The organism is Paenarthrobacter sp. NPDC018779 (assembly GCF_044391085.1).
Taxonomy (GTDB): domain Bacteria; phylum Actinomycetota; class Actinomycetes; order Actinomycetales; family Micrococcaceae; genus Arthrobacter.
The window spans coordinates 199,247-220,117 of the sequence record NZ_JBIRZS010000003.1; the positions used below are offsets into that span (position 1 = coordinate 199,247).

General features: G+C 64.4%; 23 protein-coding genes, 6 tRNA genes and 1 riboswitch. Of the genes, 6 read left to right on the forward strand and 23 right to left on the reverse strand.

Annotated features, from left to right (window positions below; genetic code table 11):
• Positions 1 to 55: 55 nt before the first annotated feature.
• The 8 genes from lgt to hisI all read right to left on the reverse strand — a co-directional run bounded on the left by lgt (position 56) and on the right by hisI (position 7,426).
• The gene (gene lgt, locus ACH488_RS05365) at positions 56 to 1,210 is read right to left on the reverse strand and encodes a prolipoprotein diacylglyceryl transferase (protein ID WP_397322743.1); all 1,155 of its coding nucleotides are present in this window, start codon (positions 1,208 to 1,210) and stop codon (positions 56 to 58) included.
• A gap of 21 nt (positions 1,211 to 1,231) precedes the next feature.
• Positions 1,232 to 2,044: a tryptophan synthase subunit alpha gene (gene trpA / locus ACH488_RS05370; RefSeq protein ID WP_397322744.1), complete on the reverse strand. Its 813-nt coding sequence runs from the start codon at positions 2,042 to 2,044 to the stop codon at positions 1,232 to 1,234.
• Entirely contained in the window at positions 2,044 to 3,420 is a 1,377-nt protein-coding gene (gene trpB / locus ACH488_RS05375; protein WP_397322955.1) for a tryptophan synthase subunit beta, read from the reverse strand. The genes trpA and trpB overlap by 1 nt, the downstream gene beginning before the upstream one ends.
• A gap of 108 nt (positions 3,421 to 3,528) precedes the next feature.
• The gene (trpC, locus tag ACH488_RS05380; RefSeq protein ID WP_397322746.1) at positions 3,529 to 4,347 is read right to left on the reverse strand and encodes an indole-3-glycerol phosphate synthase TrpC; all 819 of its coding nucleotides are present in this window, start codon (positions 4,345 to 4,347) and stop codon (positions 3,529 to 3,531) included.
• A gap of 2 nt (positions 4,348 to 4,349) precedes the next feature.
• Positions 4,350 to 4,622 (reverse strand): HGxxPAAW family protein, encoded by a 273-nt coding sequence (locus tag ACH488_RS05385; RefSeq protein WP_397322747.1) that lies wholly within the window; start codon positions 4,620 to 4,622, stop codon positions 4,350 to 4,352.
• A gap of 132 nt (positions 4,623 to 4,754) precedes the next feature.
• Positions 4,755 to 5,360, reverse strand: coding sequence for a Trp biosynthesis-associated membrane protein (locus tag ACH488_RS05390; RefSeq protein ID WP_397322749.1), 606 nt, complete (start codon positions 5,358 to 5,360; stop codon positions 4,755 to 4,757).
• Positions 5,357 to 6,955: an anthranilate synthase component I gene (locus tag ACH488_RS05395; protein WP_397322751.1), complete on the reverse strand. Its 1,599-nt coding sequence runs from the start codon at positions 6,953 to 6,955 to the stop codon at positions 5,357 to 5,359. The genes ACH488_RS05390 and ACH488_RS05395 overlap by 4 nt, the downstream gene beginning before the upstream one ends.
• A 54-nt stretch (positions 6,956 to 7,009) precedes the next feature.
• Complete coding sequence (hisI, locus tag ACH488_RS05400) at positions 7,010 to 7,426, reverse strand: phosphoribosyl-AMP cyclohydrolase (RefSeq protein ID WP_397322752.1); 417 nt, start codon at positions 7,424 to 7,426, stop codon at positions 7,010 to 7,012.
• Positions 7,427 to 7,515: 89 nt separating this feature from the next.
• Between hisI and ACH488_RS05405 the strand changes: the two genes are divergently transcribed.
• Positions 7,516 to 8,160, forward strand: a complete 645-nt coding sequence (locus tag ACH488_RS05405) for a TIGR03085 family metal-binding protein (RefSeq protein ID WP_397322956.1) — start codon at positions 7,516 to 7,518, stop codon at positions 8,158 to 8,160.
• Between the two features lie 73 nt (positions 8,161 to 8,233).
• Here the strand turns inward: ACH488_RS05405 and hisF are convergent, their stop codons facing one another.
• From hisF to ACH488_RS05480, 15 genes are all read right to left on the reverse strand, one after another.
• Positions 8,234 to 9,010 (reverse strand): imidazole glycerol phosphate synthase subunit HisF, encoded by a 777-nt coding sequence (gene hisF, locus ACH488_RS05410; RefSeq protein WP_364163017.1) that lies wholly within the window; start codon positions 9,008 to 9,010, stop codon positions 8,234 to 8,236.
• A gap of 28 nt (positions 9,011 to 9,038) precedes the next feature.
• Positions 9,039 to 9,899 (reverse strand): ATP phosphoribosyltransferase, encoded by an 861-nt coding sequence (gene hisG, locus ACH488_RS05415; protein WP_397322754.1) that lies wholly within the window; start codon positions 9,897 to 9,899, stop codon positions 9,039 to 9,041.
• A gap of 111 nt (positions 9,900 to 10,010) precedes the next feature.
• Positions 10,011 to 10,274: a phosphoribosyl-ATP diphosphatase gene (locus ACH488_RS05420; RefSeq protein WP_397322755.1), complete on the reverse strand. Its 264-nt coding sequence runs from the start codon at positions 10,272 to 10,274 to the stop codon at positions 10,011 to 10,013.
• 109 nt (positions 10,275 to 10,383) lie between these two features.
• Complete coding sequence (ribH, locus tag ACH488_RS05425) at positions 10,384 to 10,869, reverse strand: 6,7-dimethyl-8-ribityllumazine synthase (protein WP_397322756.1); 486 nt, start codon at positions 10,867 to 10,869, stop codon at positions 10,384 to 10,386.
• A gap of 18 nt (positions 10,870 to 10,887) precedes the next feature.
• On the reverse strand, positions 10,888 to 11,586 hold the full coding sequence (ribA, locus tag ACH488_RS05430; protein WP_397322757.1) for a GTP cyclohydrolase II: 699 nt from the start codon (positions 11,584 to 11,586) through the stop codon (positions 10,888 to 10,890).
• Complete coding sequence (gene ribB, locus ACH488_RS05435) at positions 11,583 to 12,293, reverse strand: 3,4-dihydroxy-2-butanone-4-phosphate synthase (RefSeq protein WP_397322758.1); 711 nt, start codon at positions 12,291 to 12,293, stop codon at positions 11,583 to 11,585. The genes ribA and ribB overlap by 4 nt, the downstream gene beginning before the upstream one ends.
• Positions 12,290 to 12,964 (reverse strand): riboflavin synthase, encoded by a 675-nt coding sequence (locus tag ACH488_RS05440; RefSeq protein ID WP_397322760.1) that lies wholly within the window; start codon positions 12,962 to 12,964, stop codon positions 12,290 to 12,292. Before ACH488_RS05440 ends, ribB begins: the two co-directional genes overlap by 4 nt.
• Positions 12,964 to 14,082 (reverse strand): bifunctional diaminohydroxyphosphoribosylaminopyrimidine deaminase/5-amino-6-(5-phosphoribosylamino)uracil reductase RibD, encoded by a 1,119-nt coding sequence (gene ribD / locus ACH488_RS05445; RefSeq protein WP_397322761.1) that lies wholly within the window; start codon positions 14,080 to 14,082, stop codon positions 12,964 to 12,966. The genes ACH488_RS05440 and ribD overlap by 1 nt, the downstream gene beginning before the upstream one ends.
• On the reverse strand, positions 14,079 to 14,771 hold the full coding sequence (gene pnuC / locus ACH488_RS05450) for a nicotinamide riboside transporter PnuC (RefSeq protein WP_397322763.1): 693 nt from the start codon (positions 14,769 to 14,771) through the stop codon (positions 14,079 to 14,081). Before pnuC ends, ribD begins: the two co-directional genes overlap by 4 nt.
• A gap of 88 nt (positions 14,772 to 14,859) precedes the next feature.
• Positions 14,860 to 15,012, reverse strand: a riboswitch (FMN riboswitch).
• A 79-nt stretch (positions 15,013 to 15,091) separates the two neighbouring features.
• On the reverse strand, positions 15,092 to 15,766 hold the full coding sequence (rpe, locus tag ACH488_RS05455; RefSeq protein ID WP_397322764.1) for a ribulose-phosphate 3-epimerase: 675 nt from the start codon (positions 15,764 to 15,766) through the stop codon (positions 15,092 to 15,094).
• A gap of 79 nt (positions 15,767 to 15,845) precedes the next feature.
• Complete coding sequence (locus tag ACH488_RS05460; protein WP_397322766.1) at positions 15,846 to 17,408, reverse strand: RsmB/NOP family class I SAM-dependent RNA methyltransferase; 1,563 nt, start codon at positions 17,406 to 17,408, stop codon at positions 15,846 to 15,848.
• Positions 17,405 to 18,325, reverse strand: coding sequence for a methionyl-tRNA formyltransferase (fmt, locus tag ACH488_RS05465; protein ID WP_397322767.1), 921 nt, complete (start codon positions 18,323 to 18,325; stop codon positions 17,405 to 17,407). Before fmt ends, ACH488_RS05460 begins: the two co-directional genes overlap by 4 nt.
• Complete coding sequence (gene def / locus ACH488_RS05470; RefSeq protein ID WP_397322768.1) at positions 18,322 to 18,894, reverse strand: peptide deformylase; 573 nt, start codon at positions 18,892 to 18,894, stop codon at positions 18,322 to 18,324. The genes fmt and def overlap by 4 nt, the downstream gene beginning before the upstream one ends.
• 95 nt (positions 18,895 to 18,989) lie before the next feature.
• Entirely contained in the window at positions 18,990 to 19,874 is an 885-nt protein-coding gene (locus tag ACH488_RS05475) for a cytochrome (RefSeq protein WP_397322769.1), read from the reverse strand.
• A gap of 109 nt (positions 19,875 to 19,983) precedes the next feature.
• Positions 19,984 to 20,058 (reverse strand) — tRNA-Val (locus ACH488_RS05480).
• Positions 20,059 to 20,319: 261 nt separating this feature from the next.
• Here ACH488_RS05480 and ACH488_RS05485 point away from each other — a divergent pair.
• The 5 genes from ACH488_RS05485 (at position 20,320) to ACH488_RS05505 (ending at position 20,850) form a co-directional block, all read left to right on the forward strand.
• Positions 20,320 to 20,392, forward strand: a tRNA-Gly gene (locus ACH488_RS05485).
• A 45-nt stretch (positions 20,393 to 20,437) separates the two neighbouring features.
• Positions 20,438 to 20,508: transfer RNA gene (locus ACH488_RS05490), tRNA-Cys, on the forward strand.
• Between the two features lie 38 nt (positions 20,509 to 20,546).
• A tRNA-Val gene (locus ACH488_RS05495) sits at positions 20,547 to 20,621 on the forward strand.
• A 57-nt stretch (positions 20,622 to 20,678) separates the two neighbouring features.
• Positions 20,679 to 20,751: transfer RNA gene (locus ACH488_RS05500), tRNA-Gly, on the forward strand.
• 24 nt (positions 20,752 to 20,775) lie between these two features.
• Positions 20,776 to 20,850 (forward strand) — tRNA-Val (locus tag ACH488_RS05505).
• Positions 20,851 to 20,871: the final 21 nt, after the last annotated feature.

Genomic DNA, 20,871 nt, shown 5'->3' on the forward strand with positions numbered 1-20,871 from the left:
CGCTGTGGACTGGGCCCTACGAGCGGTGACTCTGTTGCCCCTTTACCGAAAGCGACTACTTGGTGTCGTCAGCCTTCGGCGTAGATCCGGGGGCCTTCCTTGCGGCAGTCGCGGCAGTTTCGGAGCCCGGCGTGGCCTGAGCCGCCTTACCGGAATCCCCTGCTGCTTCCTGCGGCTCGTCAACGTGGCCCGGATCGCTTTGGTTATCAGGGAGATTATCACGGGAACCACTATCTGAGACAGATCGTTCCACATCATGACTGGTGACGCTCGTCACCGAAGCGGCATCTTTGGCGGGTGCCGCCTCGGGCTCCCGTCCCGCCAAATACGGGGTATCAGGCACCGGTCGGCCACCGCGTCCGAGGATCAGGAAGATCACCATGGCCACGACGAACACCAGGATGCTCGTCCAAACATTAAGCCGGGTGGTGATCCCGAAGAGGGTGATTTGCTCGGCGTCGTCTATCCTTAGCGCTTCGATCCACACGCGGCCAACGGTGTAGTACATGGCGTAAAGCCAGAACAGGCGTCCACGGCGGAAGTGGAACCTGCGGTCCAGGACCAGGAGCAGCCCAACGCCCAACAAGTTCCACAAGGACTCATAGAGGAACGTGGGGTGGAACAGGGTATCGGCAGGCATTCCGGCCGGGAAGTTCGCATTGGCAGGATCGATCTGCAGCCCCCACGGAAGCGTGGTGGGCGCCCCGAACAGCTCCTGGTTGAACCAGTTGCCCCACCGTCCGATCGCCTGGGCGAGCAAGAGGCCCGGAGCCGCCACGTCGAGGAACGCCGTCAGCTTCAGCCCGGCACGACGGCAGCCAATCCAGGCACCTACTGCCCCCAACACCACAGCACCCCAAATACCGAGGCCGCCGCGCTGGATCTGTGGGATCAGGGAAAGGTCACCGGTGCCGTCGAAGCCAGGACCGAAGTATGCATCCGGTGACGAAAACACGTGGTACAGGCGCCCGCCGATAATGCCAAACGGAATGGCCCAGATGGCAATGTCCCACAGGCTGCCCTCGGGAGCGCCGCGACGCTTCCAGCGGACGGACGTCAGCCATAGGCCAACGATGATGCCCGCAAGGATGCAGAGCGCATACGCATGGATGCGCAACGTCCCCCACGGCAGCGGAATATCGAAACCGGACCACGAGGGACTCGGGATACTCAAGGGGACCATTGCCGCTGCGTGGAGGACGGTCTGCATGGGGCTTTGCTGTTCCTTTTCCTAGGCGTCTGCAGCTGCGCGGCCCAAACCGGCGCTGAGGTTCTTGGTGAGTTGCCCGACGGCGTCGACGCCGCCATCGCGGAGGGCCGCCACCAAGGCGGTTCCAACGATCACACCGTCGGCGTAAGCGGCGATTTCGCGGACGTGGTCCGGGTTGGAAACACCCAGGCCGACGCATACCCGCTCGGCTCCTGCGGCGTGTGCACGGGCAACAACGTCTTCGGCACTGCTGCTGACCGACTGGCGGGCACCGGTGACACCCATGATGGACACACCGTAAACGAATCCACGGCTGGCCTTCACAGTCATGTCCAGGCGTTCAGGCGTCGAGGAGGGCGCCACCAGAAATACCCGGTCCAGACCGTACTTGTCCGATGCTTCGAACCATTCGTCAGCCTCGTCCGGGATGAGGTCCGGCGTGATGAGGCCCGCTCCCCCGGCTTCAGCGAGGCGCCGCGAGAACTCGTCCACGCCCATGCGCATCACCGGGTTCCAGTAGGTCATGACCAACACTGCCGCGTCCGTAACCGCGGTGATGCCGGCAACGACGTCGAAGACGTTGGAAACGCGGAACCCGTTGGCAATGGCTTCCGTGGTGGCTGCCTGGATAACGGGGCCGTCCATCACGGGGTCAGAGTACGGAATGCCGATCTCGATGAGGTCGGCGCCGTTGCGCGCCAGGGCAATGCCGGCGTCGATGCTTTCCTGCACGGTCGGGTATCCGGCGGGCAGGTAGCCGATCAGGGCGGCACGTCCTTCGGCCTTGGCACGGTCGATGGCGGCAGCAGATTTGCTGGCGAATTGTTCAGTCATTAGTCCTGGTCCCCGTTCACGTCTGCGGCTGCCTCGGAAGATCGCTCCGATGGGCCTTTGGGCTTGCGCGTGGACAGGGTGGTCCCCCGCACGTGCCCCTCATCGTCGAGCATGTTGAACCAGGCCGCCGCGGTTTCCACATCCTTGTCGCCACGACCGGACAGGTTGACGATCACGGAAACCTCGGCAGGATTGTCCTTGCCCTCAGTGAGACGCTGCCCCACCTTGATGGCGCCGGCCAGGGCGTGGGAGGACTCGATGGCAGGGATGATGCCTTCGGTGCGGCACAAGAGGCTGAAGGCGTCCATTGCTTCGGTATCGGTAATGGGCTCGTAGGTGACCCGTCCGATGTCGGCAAGGTAGGAGTGTTCCGGGCCAACGCTTGGGTAGTCCAGGCCTGCCGAGATGGAATGGGATTCGATCGTCTGTCCGTCCTCGTCCTGCATGAGGTAGGAGCGGGCACCGTGGAGCACACCCGGGCGGCCAAGGGAAATAGCTGCTGCATGCCGGCCGGTTTCCACGCCCTCGCCGCCGGCTTCGAAGCCGTAGATCTTCACGGAGGCGTCATCCAGGAAGCTGTGGAACAGGCCTATTGCGTTGGATCCACCGCCGATGCAAGCGCAGATGGCGTCCGGGAGCTTCCCGGTCTGCTCCAGGATCTGGGCGCGGGCCTCTTCGCCGATCACCTCGTGGAAGAACCGGACCATGGCCGGGAACGGGTGGGCTCCAGCGGCTGTGCCGAGGAGGTAGTGGGTGTTCTCCACGTTGGAGACCCAGTCGCGGAGGGCGTCGTTGATGGCGTCCTTCAGCGTCTGGGAACCGTTGGTTACGGGCACCACGGTTGCACCAAGAAGCTGCATGCGGGCAACGTTGAGCGCCTGGCGGCGGCAGTCCTCGGCTCCCATGTAGACGACGCATTCGAGGCCAAGGAGGGCCGCTGCAGTGGCACTGGCTACGCCGTGCTGTCCGGCGCCGGTCTCGGCAATGACCCGGGTCTTGCCCATGCGCTTGGCCAGGAGCGCCTGGCCAAGGACGTTGTTGATCTTGTGGGATCCGGTGTGGTTGAGGTCTTCGCGCTTCAGGAAGATCCTGGCCCCACCGGCGTGCTTCGAGAAGTTCCTGGCCTCGGTGAGCAGCGACGGACGGCCGGAGTAGTTCTTGTTGAGGTCCTTCAGCTGGGCGAGGAACTCGGGATCGGCCTTTGCCTTCTCGAACGTGTCCTGGACTTCGTCAAGGGCGGCGATGAGGGACTCGGGCATCCAACGGCCACCGTACTTGCCGAAGTAGGGTCCCGCGGCATTGCGCAGCGAGGTGCCACCTGCCAGGAATGCGTCGGCCGCATTCTGCTCCGAGCCGGCTGTTGGCGCGTCCACCATCAGTCTCACCGTCCTGTTCCAGTTAGTTGGGTAGTTCACGTGCCACAAGGCAGCCTCGGGCGATTGCCCGGGCTGCCTCATGGCTGTCGCCTTGCTTCAGGTACTGCCTCAGTTCCTGACGGCGATGGCGGCAGCTCCAGCTGCCTTGAATTCAGAGATGCGTTCGCGGGGCGTCTGGTCGCTGACCAAAGCCTCGCCCACCAGGATGGCGTTCGCGCCGCTGGCGGCGTAGTGGCTGACGTCGTCCGCGGTGCGCACGCCGGATTCGGCGACCACAACCGCCTCAGCCGGGATCAGTCCTGCCAGCGTCCCGAAAACCGAACGGTCGACGTCGAGCGTCTTGAGGTTGCGGACGTTGACCCCGATGATCCGTGCCTCAGCCGCGATGGCACGCTCGATTTCCTGTTCCGTATGCGTCTCCACGAGCACGTTCATGCCGAGTTCGTGGCTCAGGGCGCTGTAGTCCGCCAGTTGGGCATCGGACAGCGCAGCAACGATCAGCAGGATGAGGTCCGCGCCGTGTGCCCGGGCTTCGTGGATCTGGTACTCGTCCACCGTGAAGTCCTTGCGCAACAGCGGGACATCGACGGCGGCCCGGACAGCATCGAGGTCGGCCAGGGAACCGCCGAAGCGGCGCTGCTCGGTCAGCACGCTGATCACGGAGGCTCCGCCATCCGCGTACTGGACGGCAAGGGATGCGGGATCGGAGATCGGCGCCAGGTCACCCTTGGAGGGACTGCGGCGCTTGATCTCCGCGATGACCTTGAGTTCATCGCGGCTGGCAGACGGACCACCCAGGGCGGCCCATGCGTCACGGGCCGGGCTCGCTGCTGCGATGCGGTCCTTGAGCTCTACCGGGGACACAAGACGGCGGCGGGCCTCCATGTCCTCCTTGACGCCGACAATGATGTCATCAAGAACGGTCACGATCAGTGGCCGTTGTTCTGCAGCTTGCTGCCGCCCACTCCGTAGCCGGCTTTGCGCATGGCCCAACCAACAATGAGGCCGATGACCATGACCACGATTCCGCCAATGAAGATCGGGGTGTTGGCGATCACGAAGGCGATGGAAGAAATCAGGGCGCCAACGAGCATCACAATGACGCAGGTCCAGGCAGCCGGGCTGTTGCCGTGACCGATGGCGTCGGCGTGGCTGGCCATCTTGGACTCTGCTTGGTTTGCGGACACAGTGGTTTTGCTCATGTGGAATCTCCTCGGGATGAATACTGCTTACATTCTGCCATTTATTGACGGCGGCCGGGACATCGTCCGACGTCAGGGCGGAGCGTGTGCCCTTTTATTGCACGACGCCGGTCCGCGAGCGGGTTGGGCGGCTTACGTGGGGTCTTCCCCACGGGAGAGGCTGTCCCAACTGTCGATCTCGTCAACCGGCCCGCTGCCACCGGCTACGCCGCTGCCCGCCTTGTCATACTTGGTGCGGCTCTTCCAGTAACGTCCGGCCAAGGGCAGCATCACGGCGCACACCCCCAGGAAGGCCCCGGCTACGATCGCCACCACCGGGAACAACGTCGTGGCCACCTCTGCCTGACCGCCCGACACACCTGTTGCGCCGGCGATGGATCCTTGCGCGGCACCGAGGGGGTCGCCCAATACGGTGACGGCGGCCAGGATGATGCCCACGGCAGACAACGCGATGATGGCAGCAATGATCCAGCGGGCAATGCGGCCCGCGATGGACGCCGCCAGCCCACCCGCCAGGGAGACCAGCGCAAGCGCAGTCACGGCCGTGGCAGCTTTGTTCCCCTGCACCTGGAGATCGGCAGTGGAGGCCGTGGCGGGATCCAGGTGGACAGTGATCCAGGTCTGCGTGGTGGTTCCAAACACTGCGAAGGCCAGGATTGTCGTCGCCAGCACCAGCGTGGATTTCCTGGCCCACCGTGGTTGGGTGGATGCCGCCTTGACGGGTGCCTTGGCCGTCATGAGGCGGGCGTCCCGTCGTCGAAGGTTCCGGCGTCTGTTGTTCCGGCGTCCGGGACGGTTTCCGCTGTGATGTTCTGCAGCGACCCGGCCGTGTGCACCGCACGCAGCGGGGCAGCGGCCTTGTTGACAGTTTCCAGGGCTTCGGATGGCTTGTGGGAATCGGCCACGATCCCGCCGCCGGCCTGTACATAGGCGCGACCCTCACGCAGGAGCGCGGAACGGATGGCGATAGCCATATCCATGTCGCCGGCAAAGTCCAGGTAACCCACCACGCCGCCGTAGATGCCGCGGCGGTGCGGTTCGAGTTCATCCAGCAGGCGCAGGGCCCGCGGCTTGGGAGCGCCGGACAGGGTGCCCGCGGGGAAGGTCGCCTTAAGGACGTCGTACGCCTTCGCATCAGGCGCCAATTCACCAACCACCGTGGAGACCAGGTGCATGATGTGGCTGAAGCGCTCAACTTCCATGAACTGGGTGACGTCCACCGTTCCCGCAACGCAGACCTTGGAGAGGTCGTTGCGGGAAAGATCCACGAGCATCAGGTGCTCGGCGCGTTCCTTCTGGTCCGCGAGGAGCTCAGTGGCCAAGGCCTTGTCCGCTTCCACAGTCTTGCCACGCGGGCGGGACCCCGCGATGGGGTGGGTAATGACTTCGCCGCCGGTGACGGTAACCAGGGCCTCCGGGGAGGACCCGACGATCGAGTATTCCCTGCCATCGGCGTCTGCCAGGCTGAAGACGTACATGTAAGGGCTCGGGTTGGTGTTCCGGAGTACCCGGTAGACATCCAGCGGATCTGCGGCACATTCCATTTCGAAACGGCGCGAAATCACCACCTGGAACACTTCCCCGTCAACGATCGCTTCCTTGCCTCGGTCGATCGCCTCCAGGTACTGGTTCTCGTCCCAGCGTTCCTGCACGCTGGACGCGAAGTCCAACGCAGCTGCTTCCAGGACGGAGACAGGCTGGGCCACGGGCGTGCTGACCTGTTCCAACAAGGACTTCACGCGTGCCACGGCGTCATGCCACGCCTCATCCACGCGCTCGGTGCTGTTGTCGAAGTTGATGGCGTTGGCAATGAGCAGCACCGTGCCGTCCACGTTGTCATGGACGGCCATGTCCGTGACGAGGTTCAGGGCCATTTCAGGCAGGTGCAGGTCGTCTTCCGGCGGCGTTGTCAGTCGTTCCCAGTGGCGCACGGCCTCCCAGCCCAGGAATCCAACCAGGCCGGACGTGAAGGGGGGAAGGCCTTCGAAACGGTCGGTCTGCAGGGCGGCGATGGTGTCCCGCACCGCTTCAACGGGATTACCGCCCACGGGGACGCCAACGGGCGGTTCGCCGATCCAGTGCGCCTGTCCGTCCTTGGTGGTCAGGGTGGCACGCGACTGGGCGCCGATAAACGAGTACCGGGACCAGGCACCTCCCACAGCTGCGGATTCCAGGAGGAAGGTACCCGGCTGGCCCTTGGCCAGCTTGCGGTACAGCCCGATCGGCGTCTCGGCATCGGCCAGGACTTTGAGTCGGACGGGGATGACACGGCTGTGGACGGCGAGTTCGCGGAACTCTTCCAGGCCCGGGCTGATGATTCCAAGGTCCTGCATGGCTATTCTTTCCGCCTTCGGTATGAGGTGGTTCGTCAGTAAAAGGGTGGGTGCCTAGTCGCGGTGACCCGTGACGACCGTGAAGTCGCGCCCGTCGAAGCAGGTCCGGGTCCCGGTGTGGCAGGCAGCGCCAACTTGGTCCACGCGGACCAGCAGGGCATCGCCGTCGCAGTCAAGGGCGACTGACTTCACGAACTGAACGTGTCCGGAAGTGTCGCCCTTGCGCCAGTACTCCTGGCGCGAACGGGAGTAGAACGTCACCCTTCCCGTGGTCATGGTGCGGCGGAGTGCTTCGTCATCCATCCAGCCCAGCATGAGGACCTCGTTGGTGTCGTGCTGCTGGATGATGGCGGCTACAAGGCCGGCGGAATCGCGCTTAAGGGCGCCTGAGATCGACTCTGGAAGGGTCCCTGCGGGGTCGCTGGGGAACTCCACGGCAGGAGTTGGACTGGGTGCGGGCTGCTCTGACATCAGATCAAGTCTAGTGCCTTTGGGAGACCCCGGTTTCTGCGGCGGTTCCACTGCGCAACAGAGCCCTGATCGTGCTAGTTTCACAAGTGATGCATTTCGTCGATCCTTCCCGTGAAGTACTGGCCGAAACCCTGCTGGCGGCCGGGCCTGACTCCCCCACGCTCTGCGAAGGGTGGCTCACCCGGGATCTCGCCGCGCACCTTTACCTGCGCGAACGCAAGGCGGCAGTAGGGCTGGGCCTGCTGATTCCCAGCCTCGGCAAGGCCTCGGACAAGGCCACGTCCAAACTGGCGGCAAGGCTTAAAACCACTGATGATTACGCCGAACTGGTGAAGACCTTCAGGGCAGGCCCGCCGGCACTCTCCCCCCTGAAGATCAAGGCCCTCGACGAGACTTCCAACCTGATCGAATATTTCGTGCACACGGAGGACATCCGCCGTGCCGGGGACCGCTGGGCACCCCGCGCCCTGGATGAGGCCTACTCGGATGCGCTGTGGGATGAACTGATCAAGCGGGCTGCCTACTTGTACCGCGGCGTGGACCTTGGCATCGTCCTTGTCCGCCCCACGGGACCCCGGCACGTTGCCAAGCGGGCACCCGTTTCGGTGGCGATCGTCGGCGATCCAGGCGAGTTGCTGATGCACGCCCACGGCAGGACCAACCAAGCCCTGGTCACTTTCGAAGGCCAGCCGGACGCCGTCGCCCTCTTGCAGTCGGCTGACATCGGACTTTAGACACCAACGCGGGGTCACTTCCGGCCCATCAGGGACGATGGGCCGGAAGTGACCCCGCGTTGCTGTCTGTTGCCTAGCGTACTTCGAAACCCGCTTCGCGGATGGCGGTCTTGACCTGGGCAATCATGTCATCCGGACCGAAGTGGAAAACGGAGGCGGCCAGGACGGCGTCGGCGCCGGCTTCCACGGCGGGCGGGAAGTGCGCCGGCTCGCCGGCACCGCCGGAAGCGATGATCGGAATATTGACCGCGGCGCGGACCAGGCGGATGAGCTCCAGGTCGAAGCCGTCCTTGGTACCGTCCGCATCGATCGAGTTCAACAGGATCTCGCCGACTCCACGGTCGGCGGCTTCCTTGGCCCAGGCGATGGCGTCGATTCCGGTCCCGGTACGCCCGCCGTGGGTGGTCACCTCAAAACCGGACGACGTCGGGGCGTCGCCTTCGCGGGTACGGCGCGCATCCACGGACAACACAAGCACCTGCGAACCAAAGTGGCGGGTGATCTCGTCAATGACTTCCGGGCGTGCAACGGCAGCGGTGTTGATGGACGCCTTGTCCGCACCGAAGCGAAGCAGCTTGTCCACTTCGGCCACGCCACGTACGCCGCCACCGACGGTGAGCGGAATGAAGACTTCCTCGGCGGTCCTGCGCACAACATCGAACGTCGTTTCGCGGTTGCCGGAGGAGGCGGTGACGTCGAGGAACGTCAGCTCGTCCGCTCCCCCATTGTCGTAGCGGTGGGCCAGTTCAACCGGGTCCCCGGCGTCGCGCAGGCCTTCGAAGTTGACTCCCTTGACCACGCGGCCGGCGTCAACGTCGAGGCAGGGAATAACGCGTACGGCTACAGCCATGTGCTGCTCCTCTGGTGATCGGGCCGGGTCAGATGCGGCAGGCGTGGATGCTGCTGACCAGGATGGCGCGCGCGCCGAGGTCGTAGAGCTCGTCCATGATGCGGTTGGTTTCCTTCTTCGGAACCATGGACCGTACGGCAACCCATTCGGAGTCGCGCAACGGCGAAACGGTGGGCGATTCCAGTCCGGGGGTCAGCGCAGCGGCGTCTTCCACCAGGTCCTTGCGGATGTCGTAATCCATCAGCACGTACTGGCGTGCCACGAGGACACCCTGCAGGCGACGAATAAGGACGTCGATTTCCTTCGCGGTGCCGTTGGCGGCGCCACCGGGTCCGGTGCGGCGGATCAGGACAGCCTCGGAACGCAGGATCGGATCGCCGAAGATTTCCATGCCCGCAGCCTTAAGGGTGTTCCCCGTTTCCACGACGTCAGCGATCGCATCGGCCACACCGAGGCGTACCGAAGATTCAACGGCGCCGTCGAGGCGGACCACTGTGGCGTTGACGCCGCGTTCGGCGAGGTAGTCGCGCAGGAGGCCGTCATAGCTGGTGGCCAGGCGCTTGCCTTCGAGCTGCTCGACGCCGGAAAAGTCACCGACGGGACCGGCGAACCGGAACGTGGAAGGGGCAAAGCCCAAAGGAAGCAGCTCTTCGGCTTCCACCTTGGCATCCAGCAGGAGGTCGCGGCCGGTAATGCCTACATCCAGGGTTCCCTGTCCCACGTATACCGCGATGTCGCGGGGGCGAAGGAAGAAGAACTCGATGTCGTTGTCGGGATCAACCATCACCAATTCGCGGCTGTCGCGGCGCTGGCGGTAGCCTGCCTCGGACAACATGGCGGAAGCGGCTTCTGACAGGGATCCCTTGTTCGGGACTGCTACACGGAGCATGGGAAAGACTTTCTGTTTGGAAGGGAGGTTTCAGGCACATGGGCCACGCGGGAGGCTCCGGCTGGGGTATCCCACCCGTTGAGGGGTGGCGAAGCAGGCGGAGTGGCGTGGCTAGAGATGCTTGTAAACGTCCTCCAGGCTGAGGCCCTTGGCGAGCATGAGGACCTGCAGGTGGTACAGCAACTGGGAGATTTCCTCGGCAGCAGCTTCGTCGGATTCGTGCTCCGCGGCCATCCAGACTTCGGCGGCTTCTTCAACGACTTTCTTGCCGATGCCATGGATTCCGGAGTCCAGTTCAGCGACCGTGCGCGAACCTGCCGGGCGGGTCGCTGCTTTCTCACTCAGTTCTGCGAACAGCGTCTCGAAATTCTTCACGCCCTACAGACTACTTGCTTCGTGGCTGGCCCCGCTTGTTGGGGCGTTGCATGACGAAGGGGATGTGAGTGAACACACACCCACATCCCCTACCGGCCAGCAAACAAAACTAGCTGAACTGCTTGAGGGTGACCGCCGTGGCCAGGGCGGCAGTGACTGCTTCGTGGCCCTTGTCCTCGGAGGAACCGGGAAGCCCGGCACGGTCCAGGCCCTGCTGTTCGGTGTCGCACGTGAGGACGCCGAAACCTACCGGCACGCCGGTGCGGACGCTCACGTCGGTCAGTCCGGAAGTGGCCGCCTGGCAGACGTAGTCGAAGTGCGGCGTGCCACCGCGGATGACCACACCGAGGGCAACTACGGCGTCAAAATGCGGAGCCAGCCTGGCTGCTGCCACAGGGAGTTCGAAACTCCCGGGAACCCGGAGCACCGTGGGTTCGGCGATCCCGGCTTCCTTGGCGGCGCGGAGGGCGCCGTCCAGGAGGCCATCCATGATCTGGGTATGCCAACTGGCCGCAACAATGGCCAGCTTCAGTTGCGAGGTTTCCTCGGGGTTGAGGGTTGTGAGGTCGATGGTGGGCGCGCCGTGTCCGCTCATTGTTTACCGTAAATCCGTTCAGTCTTGTTTGTTGTCGAAAGCGTGGGGGTTTTTGCCATTGCCTGCGGGCTCGGTTTCGAGCGTCAGCAGGTGGTCCATCCGGTCTTTCTTGGTCTGCAGGTAGCGCAGGTTCTGCTCGCGGGACGGCACCTCGGTAGGCACCATTTCCACCACCGTGACGCCGGCCTGGGCCAGCCGGTTCTGCTTGTCCGGGTTGTTGCTGAGCAGCCGGACCTCGTGGAGGCCCATTTCTGCCAGGATCTGGCCGGCAGCGTTGTAGGAGCGGGCGTCAACGGGAAGGCCCAGCTGTTCATTGGCCTCCACAGTGTCGAATCCGGCTTCCTGCAGGGCGTAGGCCTTGATCTTGTTGGCCAGGCCGATGCCACGGCCTTCCTGGCCGCGCAGGTACAGGAGCGTGCCGCCTTCGGCATGGATCAGCTCCAGGGCAAACGCCAATTGCTCCCCGCAATCGCAGCGGTAGGATCCGAACACGTCACCGGTCAGGCATTCCGAATGCAACCGGACCAAGGGCGCACGCCCGTCCGCGGGAGGGTTGGGCGAGCTGACCGCAAGGTGCTCAACACCGGTTTCGTGGTCCGTCCATGCCTGGGCTACGAAATCACCGAAAGCGGTGGGCAATTGCACAATGGGCCCACCGGACACCGGATGGGGTGCGCGCTCCGAATCGCTGCTGCGTCGCGTCGTGGATGCCGTCATCGCTTCTCCTCGTCTGCCACCGAAATGTGTGCGTTGGGATTCAGTGCCCCTTCGGACTCTACCGCCTCCACGAATGCCACCAGGTCCTCGATCGAAATGAGGGGACATCCGTGCTCGGCGGCGAAGTCGCGCAGGCTGTCCAAGCGCATCATTTCGCCATCGTCGTGTACCAACTCAGCGATCACACCCACGGGAGCCAGGCCGGCCAGGCGGCACAAGTCCACTGCCGCTTCCGTGTGGCCGGGGCGTTCACGCACTCCTCCCTTAACCGCACGGAGGGGGAAAATATGCCCGGGACGGGTGATGGCGGCCGGAGTGCTGCCCGGATCTGCGAGGATCCTGGCAGTCAACGCGCGGTCCGTGGCAGAAATACCGGTGCTCACGCCTTGGGCGGCATCGCACGAAACGGTGTACGCGGTACCCTTCGCATCCTCGTTGACGGCCACCATCTGCGGAAGCGCCAGAGCATCGGCCCGCGCGCCTTCGAGCGGCACGCAGATCACCCCGGACGAATAGCGGATGGTCCATCCCATGAGGGCAGGAGTGGCGTGCTGTGCCGCGAAGATGATGTCGCCTTCGTTCTCGCGGTCTTCGTTGTCCACCACGATCACGGCCTTGCCCGCGGCCATGGCCTCGATGGCTGCTTCGACCGGATCCAGGCCCTGGCGGTGGATGGTGTCCGGGGTGGTCTTGGCTGGCGTGCTCATCGCGCTGCCTCCTGTGTTGCTGCTGTGGTGTCGTCTCCTGCACGGTGCGCGGGGTTCCCCTGCGGGGCGAAGGAGAGCAGGCGTTCGGTGTACTTGGCCAGCACGTCCACTTCCAGGTTCACGTTCGCTCCGAGGGCCTTCGCGCCGAGGCCGGTTTCCTCAAGAGTGGTGGGGATCAGCCCCACTTCGAACCATGGTTCCGGCGCCGCGGCAGGGCTGACAGCGGTGACGGTCAGCGAAACACCGTCGACGGCGATCGAACCCTTTTCGGCGATATACCGTGCCAGCGGGGCCGGGACGCCAAAACGCAGGCGGTCCCAATTGCCTTGGGCTTCCCGTTCCCGGAGTTCCCCGACGCCGTCCACGTGCCCTTGGACAACGTGTCCGTCCAGGCGGCCCCCTGCAGGCACGCAGCGTTCAAGGTTGACGGAGTCGCCCGGCACAAGTTGCCCGATCGTGGTACGGACCAGGGTCTCCCCCATGACGTCCACGCTGAACTCCTGGCCCTCAATCTGCGTAGCAGTGAGGCACACGCCGTTGACGGCGATGGAGCCGCCCAACGGCAGGCCCTCGGCGGTGCTTGGCGCTTTCAAGCGCAGGGTGGCGCTGGTTTCGCCCTCGTGTTCGATGGCCAGGACAGTGCCCTGCTCGGCGACGATTCCGGTAAACATCAGTGTCCTCCTGAGACATATTCCGCGGCTTCACTGCCGGGACGGAAATTCGGGGTGGTGTTGGCTTCAGGCCGGGTTGGCCGCAAGTGCAGCCGCAGGTCGTTGCCCAAGGTGCGGACGGAGCCGCGTCCGGCTTCGTCCCAGGCCCAGTGCTGGGCGTCGGCCAGTGTGGAGATGCCCAGGTCGTGGAGGGCCGGCGTTCCGGAACCCAGCAGGGTGGGGGCCAGATAGACGATCAGCTCGTCCACCAGTCCCGCCGCCAGGAAGGTGCTCAGGATGCTCGATCCGCCTTCCACCATGACGTGCCGCACGCCTTGTTCGAACAACAGGGAGAGGGCTTCGGCGGGGTCGCGGGTGGGCAGGTGGAGAAACCGTCCATCGGCGCCCCGGACCGCTGCGTCGTCAGGAACATCCCGTTGGCCCATGACCACCCGCAGCGGTTGGCGGCCGGAGAGGCCACCGTCGGGATCGCGGGCGGTGAGGCGGGGGTTGTCGATCAGGACCGTGCCTGTGCCCACCAGGATTGCATCGATCAGGCCCCGCAAGCCGTGGTTGTCGGCCAGGGATTCCGGGCTCGAAATCCACTGGCTGGTTCCGTCCACCGCCGCAATGCGGCTGTCCAATGTCTGTGCGATGTGCAGGGTGACGAACGGACGCTTGGCGGCAACGGCGTCGAACCATTCCCTGTTGAGCTGGAGCGCCTCGGCTCCTGCCAGCCCGGAGTCAACCTCCACTCCGGCGGAGCGAAGTGTCCGGGCGCCGCCGGCGGCGGGATCATGGGGATCGTCGACGGCATAGATGACCCGGGCAATGCCCGCCGCGATGATCGCCTGGGCGCACGGTCCGGTACGTCCTACGTGGTTGCACGGTTCCAGGGTGACCACCATGGTGGTCCCGGCCAGGTCAACTCCCTGCTTTCGGGCTTCATGGATGGCATCCGCCTCGGCATGCGCGGTCCCCGCGCCCCGGTGGTAGCCAACAGCCAGTTGCTCTCCCGCCGGGCTGAGGATGACGGCACCCACCAAGGGATTGGCGCCCCGGGGGCCTTCCAAGGCCGCGGCCAGGGCGGCGTCCATTGCCGTGCGCTCAGCCTCGCTGAATTCAAGGGAACCGGTCATGACACCGCTCCTGCCGTCGACTGGATCTTTGGCGTTACTGAGCGTTCGCGCTTGTCAGCCCGCCACCAGACGAAGAATCCGGCCAGGGTGAAGAAGCCATAGAACAGGTACATCACGGCGCTTGCGTAGTAACCCGCGCTGAACAGCAGGGGCACCCCTACAATGTCCACCGCAACCCAGATCAACCAGAACTCGGTCCAGCCGCGGGCCATGCCATAGGTAGCCAGGAGCGATCCCATGAACGTCCAGGCATCGGCCCAAACAGGCGGGTACGAACCCAGGGCGTCGAACAAGGGAGTCAACGCTGCCGTACCGGCCACCATGGCGCCCACCAGGGCGATGCGGACCTTGGGGCTTGCCCATCCGGGGACAATGGCGCGTCCGGCAGTGCCGGAGTTGCGGCCTTGCTGCCACCGGTACCAGCCATAAACGGCGACGCCGATGAACATCAGTTGGCGGCCAGCCTGCCCCCAGAGGGTGGCCGGCGCGGCGGCGCCGAAGACGTTGCCCAGGAACACGGTCAGCAGCAGGATGTTGCCAAGAATGCCCACGGGCCAGGCCCAGACTTTACGGCGCATTCCGCCGAGGGCGCTTGCGAGCCCAAAAATATTGCCAAGCACTTCGCGTAGAACAAGCGCAGATCCTCCAACAGGTATCTGTGCTTCGAAGAGCCATCGCAGGAAATCCATGCCGTTCCTTCCCAGTCAGCCGCGATGGCTCCGGGGGTGTACGACAGAGCACGACCGGAACGTCCCCTTGGACGCACACGGCGTGACTGTACGTGCTTCTCCCATCCAGACTTTAACTGTCGGTACCGGAATTCCACCGGTTCAACCGTCTGCCTCCGGTATCCATTGCTGGATTCCCTTGGCGCGCGGGTCGCGGACTATGACCGCCGGTTCGGACTTACACCGACCCCGGAGCACGTATATGTGTGTTGATATTGTGCCACAACCTTGAAGATGGCCGGACTATTCCCGGCCATCTTCGTAACATGCGGAAGCGGACGTCACCGGGTGGCTTGGCCGGCTTTCGAGCCGGCTGTCCGGAGCCGGTCAATGGCGGCCTCCGGATCTTCGTGGCCGTAGACGGCCGAGCCGGCTACGAAGACGTTGGCGCCCGCTTCGGCAGCGCGCACAATGGTCTCCTCCGTGATGCCGCCATCCACCTGGATGGCTACGCCGAGGCCCGAGCCGTCCACGGCCGCGCGGGCCCTGCGGATCTTCGGCAGGGTGACATCCAGGAAAGCCTGGCCGCCAAACCCCGGTTCCACGGTCATGATCAGGAGCATGTCGAGTTCACTGAGCATGTCCAGGTACGGCTCAACCGGCGTAGCGGGCCGCAGCGCCATGCCTGCCTTTGCTCCGCGTGCCCGCAGTTCGCGCGCGAGCTTCACCGGGGCCATCGCTGCCTCGGCGTGGAAGGTCACCGAGGCAACACCGGCGTCGGCGTAGGCAGGTGCCCAGCGGTCGGCGTCGGAAATCATCAGGTGCGCGTCCAGCGGCACCGGGCTGACGGCCTGGATCCGCTGCACGACGGGCAGGCCGAGTGTGAGGTTGGGGACAAAATGGTTGTCCATGACATCCACGTGCACCGCGTCCGCAGTGCTGATGCGCTGGAGTTCGGCCTCGAGGTTGACGAAGTCCGCGGAGAGGATGCTCGGGTTGATACAGCACTGGGACAAGGAATTTCCCCTTCATTTAGGAATGGACGGGCGCGTGCGGGCAGCGGACCCGGTGAGGTCCGCAGCCTGCAGCAACCGGCTACGGCTTCTTGCGGATCAACGCCAGGAACATGGCGTCGGTCTGGTGTACATGCGGCCAAAGTTGCGCCGTCAGTTCGTGACCGGCGTCCAAGTGGCCGGTGAGGCTGACAGCGTCAAGTGCGCTGCCGGCGTCGAGCAACTCAAGGTCCGCGCGCTTGGCCAGGACGTCCCCGACGACGGCGGTTGTTTCCGCAGGGTGCGGCGAGCACGTGACGTATCCCACCACTCCGCCGGGCTTCACGGCGTCGATGGCCGAGTTCAAGAGTTCCCGCTGGAGCGGACCCAAATCGGCCACATCCTTGGGGGCACGGCGCCAGCGGGACTCGGGGCGCCGGCGAAGGGCCCCCAGTCCGCTGCAGGGAACGTCCACCAACACCCGGTCAAAGGACCCGGGCTGTTCGGAGCCCACTTCCCTGCCGTCGCCGGTCCGGACGGTCCACGAGTCCTGGGGAACGGCGGACAAAGCCTGTTGGACCAACTTGGCGCGGTGCGGCGCGGGTTCGTTCGCCAGGAGGGTTGCTCCACCTTGGTGGGCCAATGCCGCCAACAACGCTGCCTTGCCACCTGGTCCTGCGCAGAGGTCCAGCCAACGCTCGCCCCCGGCCGTTCCTGTGTCCACAACGGCGTCCGCCACAGCACGGGCAACCAGTTGTGATCCAACGTCCTGGACCCGCGTGGTCCCCGCACGGACGGATTCGAGCCTGCCGAGGTCGCCACCGGACGAAAGCGCGGAGCCTTCCACCAGTTCACCCGGGGTGGCGCCCAGTTCAAGTGCTTCGTCCAGGCTGCCTACGCCAGGCAGCGCGACGAGGTTTACCACCGGCGCGGCGTTGTCCGCCTCCAGCAGGGATTCGATCTCGGATACGGGCCGGCCGTGGTTCACCAAGGACTGGCGCAACGCCCGGACAATCCACTCCGGGTGGGCATGGCGCAATGCGGCGACCTTGGTCGCATCGTCCTCCTGGTCCAGCAGCACGTCCAGCCACTCCTGGAGCGAGCGGGCCGTCACTTTTCGAAGGACGGCGTTAATGAGCGACGACGGTCCGGCGCCGATCACGGCACGGGCCAGGCCCACCGTCTGGTCCAGGGCCGCATGGGCCGGGACACGCATGGACAGCAACTGGTGGGCACCGATCCGGAGGGCATCAAGGATGGCGGGGTCGAGTTGCTCCAGGGGACGGTCGACGCAACGGGCCAGGATGGCGTCGTAGGTGCCTTGGCCCCGCAAGGCCCCGTAACTCAGTTCGGTAGCGAAGCCGGCATCCCTGCGGTCCAGCCGGTGCTCGCGGATGCGCGCCGGGAGGACCAGGTTGGCGTAGGCGTCCTCCGAAGCAACCGCCCGAAGCACCTCGAAGGCAACCAAACGGGCAGGATCCGCCCGTCTGGTGCGCTGCGACGGGGCACTGGAGGAGAACCCTTTCTGCGGGCCCCTGTTCCGTTCCCTGCCTTGGGCGTTGCGCTTGCTGTCGCCGCGGGGACCTTGTTTCCCGGAGGCGGCTTGGCTCCGGCGGCCATCCCGGTTTCCGCCGCTGTTGGGGCCTCGGCGGCCTGACTCACTCATTCGAAAACCACTTTCCCGGCTGCTGCCAAGCCGCGGGCCCAGTCGGCCGGCGGCATCATTTTCTTTCCTGCGGGCTGGATGCGGCCCAGTTCAACGGCATGGGAGCCCGTACCTACCAGGACAGACTTACCTTCAGCCCGGACCACGCCGGGATCCAGGTCCTTGACGTCGGGACGCAAGGACACCGGTTCCAGCTTGATCCGCTGGCCGTCCAAGGTGGTCCATGCGCCCGGCTCGGGGGTGACCCCACGGGACCGTCGCTGCAAAGCAAGAGCTGGCTGCTGCCAGTCCAGTTTGCCGTCCTCCAGGCTGAGCTTTGGTGCCAGGGAGATGTCGCCTGACTGAGCCTGTGGAGCGGCTTGGCCGGCGTCGATAGCGGACAGGGTCTGGCATAACAGCACAGCACCGCTGTCGGAAAGCCGGCCCAGGAGATCACCGGCAGTATCGTCGTCGCGAACCGTTTCGGTCAGGGTTCCGAAGACCGGGCCGGTGTCCAGACCCTCTTCCAAGCGGAAGGTAGCGGCACCCGTGACATCGTCGCCCGCGATGATGGAGCGCTGTACCGGCGCCGCGCCCCGCCAGGCAGGGAGCAGTGAGAAGTGGAGGTTCACCCAACCATGGGTTGGAACGTCAAGGGCTGCGCGCGGAACGATGCCGCCGTAGGCCACAATGGCGGCCACGTCCGGTGCGATGGCCGCAATTTTCGCCGTGACCTCGGCGTCCACTTTTGCCGCACGGATGACTTCGATGCCCAGTTCTTCAGCGCGGGCCGCCACGGGCGAGGGGGTCAGCACCCGCTTGCGTCCCAGCGGAGCGTCCGGCCGGGTCAGTACGGCCACAACATCGAACCCCGTGTTGACCAAAGCATTGAGGGAAGGAACAGCAACCGCCGGCGTTCCGGCGAACAGTACCCTCACTCCGGAATCCCGAAGCTGCCGCCACCAAAGCTGGAACCCACTGACGTGGCCCGCTTGGAAGCGGTCTGCTCAGTAACCGCGTGGTAGTTGCCGTTGCGGATGGCCCGCAGTGCCGCCTTGCGGTCCTCACCTTCCAAACGATCGGTGTACAGGACTCCGTCCAAATGATCGTTCTCATGCTGGAAACACCGCGCCAGCATTCCCTCGGCCTCCACCGTGACCGGATTGCCGTTGAGGTCCACGCCAGTGACCGTGGTGGCGCGGTGGCGGCGAACCGGGAAGCCAAGTCCTGGAATGGACAGGCAACCCTCAACCTCATCCGGTTGGAAGTCTTCGCTGTTGTCCAGGACAGGATTGATGATGTGTCCCTCCGCCCCGCCGATGCGGTAGGTGAACACCCGCTGGCTTACGCCTACTTGCGGGGCTGCCAGGCCTGCGCCGTCAACATCTTCCATCGTGTCCATCATGTCGGCCACCAGCTTGGCGAGTTCCGGTCCGAAGTCGGTGACGGGATCCGCCACGGTGCGCAACACCGGATCCCCGATGATTCGGATACTCAAAATTGCCATCTGCTGTCTGTCCTCACGATCGTCTGCCTCTGGTCCGGATGCTGCGGAGCCTTAGCCAGTTTAGTTGAGAGGAAGGATCAGGAGCTTGGTCCGGTTTAGTTGCCTGCGGCGCCGGCACCGATCCTGACGCCGGAGGCGGCAAGGGGTGGCGGGGCGATCGGCAGGAGGGCCTGCCCGGCGGCCGAGACATCGGCGGACATTTCCCACACCCGCCGCAAAGCACAGAACTTCCACCAGTGGTGTTTGAGGACCTCAGGGTTGGCCCGCTGCGGTCGGACCTCCGTTTCGCCGATTGCGACGGCCAGGAGCATGGGATTCTCACCAAATTTCCATTGCTCCCACTCCCCCGCCACGGGATCCACCAGGCTTTCCTCGGCCTTCATGCCCGCCACCAACTGCATGACTACCTTGTCATCGAGGGCTTTGACGGTGCCGTCCCGGGAGGTTCCCTTGGTCTTGTAGTCAATCAGGCAAATGCGGCCGTTGATCCGGGCCACCAGGTCCAGTGTCCCGGCGTAGCCCACGCTCTTGTTCCACACCGTTATTTCCGGCGCAAGGGGCTCAACGCCGTACAGCTCCCACCATTCGTCGAACCTTGCGGCAAAGGCCTGCTCACCATTGGCCGCGAGTTCGTCCCTGCACTCCTGCATGCGGTGCGGGCGTCCCAGGGCGCGCAATGCCACCTGCTCACAATACGTATGGACACGGTCCCCACGTGCGGCAGCCTCGTCCCGGTATGTTTCCGCGGCCTTCGATGCCTTGTTCACTGCCTGCCTGATCCGGGCGGGGCTCCCGATGAGCGCAGGCAATTCCGGATCGGCCGCCAGGCTGCTTGCTCCCATGAAACTGAACCAGCCGTCAAGGGAATGCGCCTGCTGCGCAATGACAGTTGTTATGGAAGGCACCGAAAACTGTTCCGTAGTGGAACGGGCGTACATTCGGCCGTAGTCAGTAGCGTGGGCAAGCAGTGGAGCGGTCATACAAAGACTCTGACACAGAGCACCGACAGAATGCGCGCCCACTCCCGGAACCCGCCCGGAGGAACGAAAGAACCCCGCCGGACTGGATACCAGTCCGGCGGGGTTCCGTTGGTGGGCGATACTGGGTTCGAACCAGTGACCTCTTCGGTGTGAACGAAGCGCGCTACCACTGCGCCAATCGCCCGGGTGCTCGTGCATCAACTGCCCGGTGCATATAGAAGACTAGCCCACGCTGCCGGGAATGCAAAACGGGTTGGCCGGTTCGAACTACATGCGTGGAATTACAGCAGTGAAAGTCCCAATATTCCCCGCAAATTCAAGGATCCAGCCCCCATTGCCGGGAAATCGGCGAGCTCGATTTGGAGTTTGCTGGAACCTCCTATAGAGTCTTTACTCGTCGGAAAGCGACGGAATGCCTGAAGGGCGGTCCGGAGCGAACCACAATGCGGACGTAGCTCAGCTGGTAGAGCACCACCTTGCCAAGGTGGATGTCGCGAGTTCGAATCTCGTCGTCCGCTCGCAAGGCACTGTCAGGCATGAATTCCCCGGAATCCTGCTTACACGGTGGGTTGGCCGAGAGGCGAGGCAGCGGCCTGCAAAGCCGTATACACGGGTTCGAATCCCGTACCCACCTCGGTGAAAACCATGCCTTCCAGGTCATTCTGGATGCATGGGCGATTGGCGCAGCGGTAGCGCGCTTCCCTGACACGGAAGAGGTCACTGGTTCGATCCCAGTATCGCCCACCAAAACAAGGCAACTTGTTTGTTGTTGGAAGCCCGGTAGCAACCAGGCATACAACATGTGCGGACGTAGCTCAGCTGGTAGAGCACCACCTTGCCAAGGTGGATGTCGCGAGTTCGAATCTCGTCGTCCGCTCTCCTTATCAAAGGACCCGGCAACGGGCGATTGGCGCAGCGGTAGCGCGCTTCCCTGACACGGAAGAGGTCACTGGTTCGATCCCAGTATCGCCCACCAAAACAAGGCAACTTGTTTGTT

What these genes read in the sequence shown, in the direction of transcription:
- ACH488_RS05460 (WP_397322766.1), bottom strand. Translation starts at nt 17,408, where the DNA reads ATGAGTGAGTCAGGCCGCCGAGGCCCCAACAGCGGCGGAAACCGGGAT.
- hisF (WP_364163017.1), bottom strand. Translation starts at nt 9,010, where the DNA reads ATGGCTGTAGCCGTACGCGTTATTCCCTGCCTCGACGTTGACGCCGGC.
- ACH488_RS05395 (WP_397322751.1), bottom strand. Translation starts at nt 6,955, where the DNA reads ATGCAGGACCTTGGAATCATCAGCCCGGGCCTGGAAGAGTTCCGCGAA.
- trpA (WP_397322744.1), bottom strand. Translation starts at nt 2,044, where the DNA reads ATGACTGAACAATTCGCCAGCAAATCTGCTGCCGCCATCGACCGTGCC.
- lgt (WP_397322743.1), bottom strand. Translation starts at nt 1,210, where the DNA reads ATGCAGACCGTCCTCCACGCAGCGGCAATGGTCCCCTTGAGTATCCCG.
- ACH488_RS05440 (WP_397322760.1), bottom strand. Translation starts at nt 12,964, where the DNA reads ATGTTTACCGGAATCGTCGCCGAGCAGGGCACTGTCCTGGCCATCGAA.
- trpB (WP_397322955.1), bottom strand. Translation starts at nt 3,420, where the DNA reads ATGGTGGACGCGCCAACAGCCGGCTCGGAGCAGAATGCGGCCGACGCA.
- pnuC (WP_397322763.1), bottom strand. Translation starts at nt 14,771, where the DNA reads ATGGATTTCCTGCGATGGCTCTTCGAAGCACAGATACCTGTTGGAGGA.
- ACH488_RS05475 (WP_397322769.1), bottom strand. Translation starts at nt 19,874, where the DNA reads ATGACCGCTCCACTGCTTGCCCACGCTACTGACTACGGCCGAATGTAC.
- ACH488_RS05405 (WP_397322956.1), top strand. Translation starts at nt 7,516, where the DNA reads ATGCATTTCGTCGATCCTTCCCGTGAAGTACTGGCCGAAACCCTGCTG.
- ACH488_RS05385 (WP_397322747.1), bottom strand. Translation starts at nt 4,622, where the DNA reads ATGAGCAAAACCACTGTGTCCGCAAACCAAGCAGAGTCCAAGATGGCC.
- ribH (WP_397322756.1), bottom strand. Translation starts at nt 10,869, where the DNA reads ATGAGCGGACACGGCGCGCCCACCATCGACCTCACAACCCTCAACCCC.
- hisI (WP_397322752.1), bottom strand. Translation starts at nt 7,426, where the DNA reads ATGTCAGAGCAGCCCGCACCCAGTCCAACTCCTGCCGTGGAGTTCCCC.
- def (WP_397322768.1), bottom strand. Translation starts at nt 18,894, where the DNA reads ATGGCAATTTTGAGTATCCGAATCATCGGGGATCCGGTGTTGCGCACC.
- hisG (WP_397322754.1), bottom strand. Translation starts at nt 9,899, where the DNA reads ATGCTCCGTGTAGCAGTCCCGAACAAGGGATCCCTGTCAGAAGCCGCT.
- ACH488_RS05390 (WP_397322749.1), bottom strand. Translation starts at nt 5,360, where the DNA reads ATGACGGCCAAGGCACCCGTCAAGGCGGCATCCACCCAACCACGGTGG.
- ribA (WP_397322757.1), bottom strand. Translation starts at nt 11,586, where the DNA reads ATGACGGCATCCACGACGCGACGCAGCAGCGATTCGGAGCGCGCACCC.
- ribB (WP_397322758.1), bottom strand. Translation starts at nt 12,293, where the DNA reads ATGAGCACGCCAGCCAAGACCACCCCGGACACCATCCACCGCCAGGGC.
- ribD (WP_397322761.1), bottom strand. Translation starts at nt 14,082, where the DNA reads ATGACCGGTTCCCTTGAATTCAGCGAGGCTGAGCGCACGGCAATGGAC.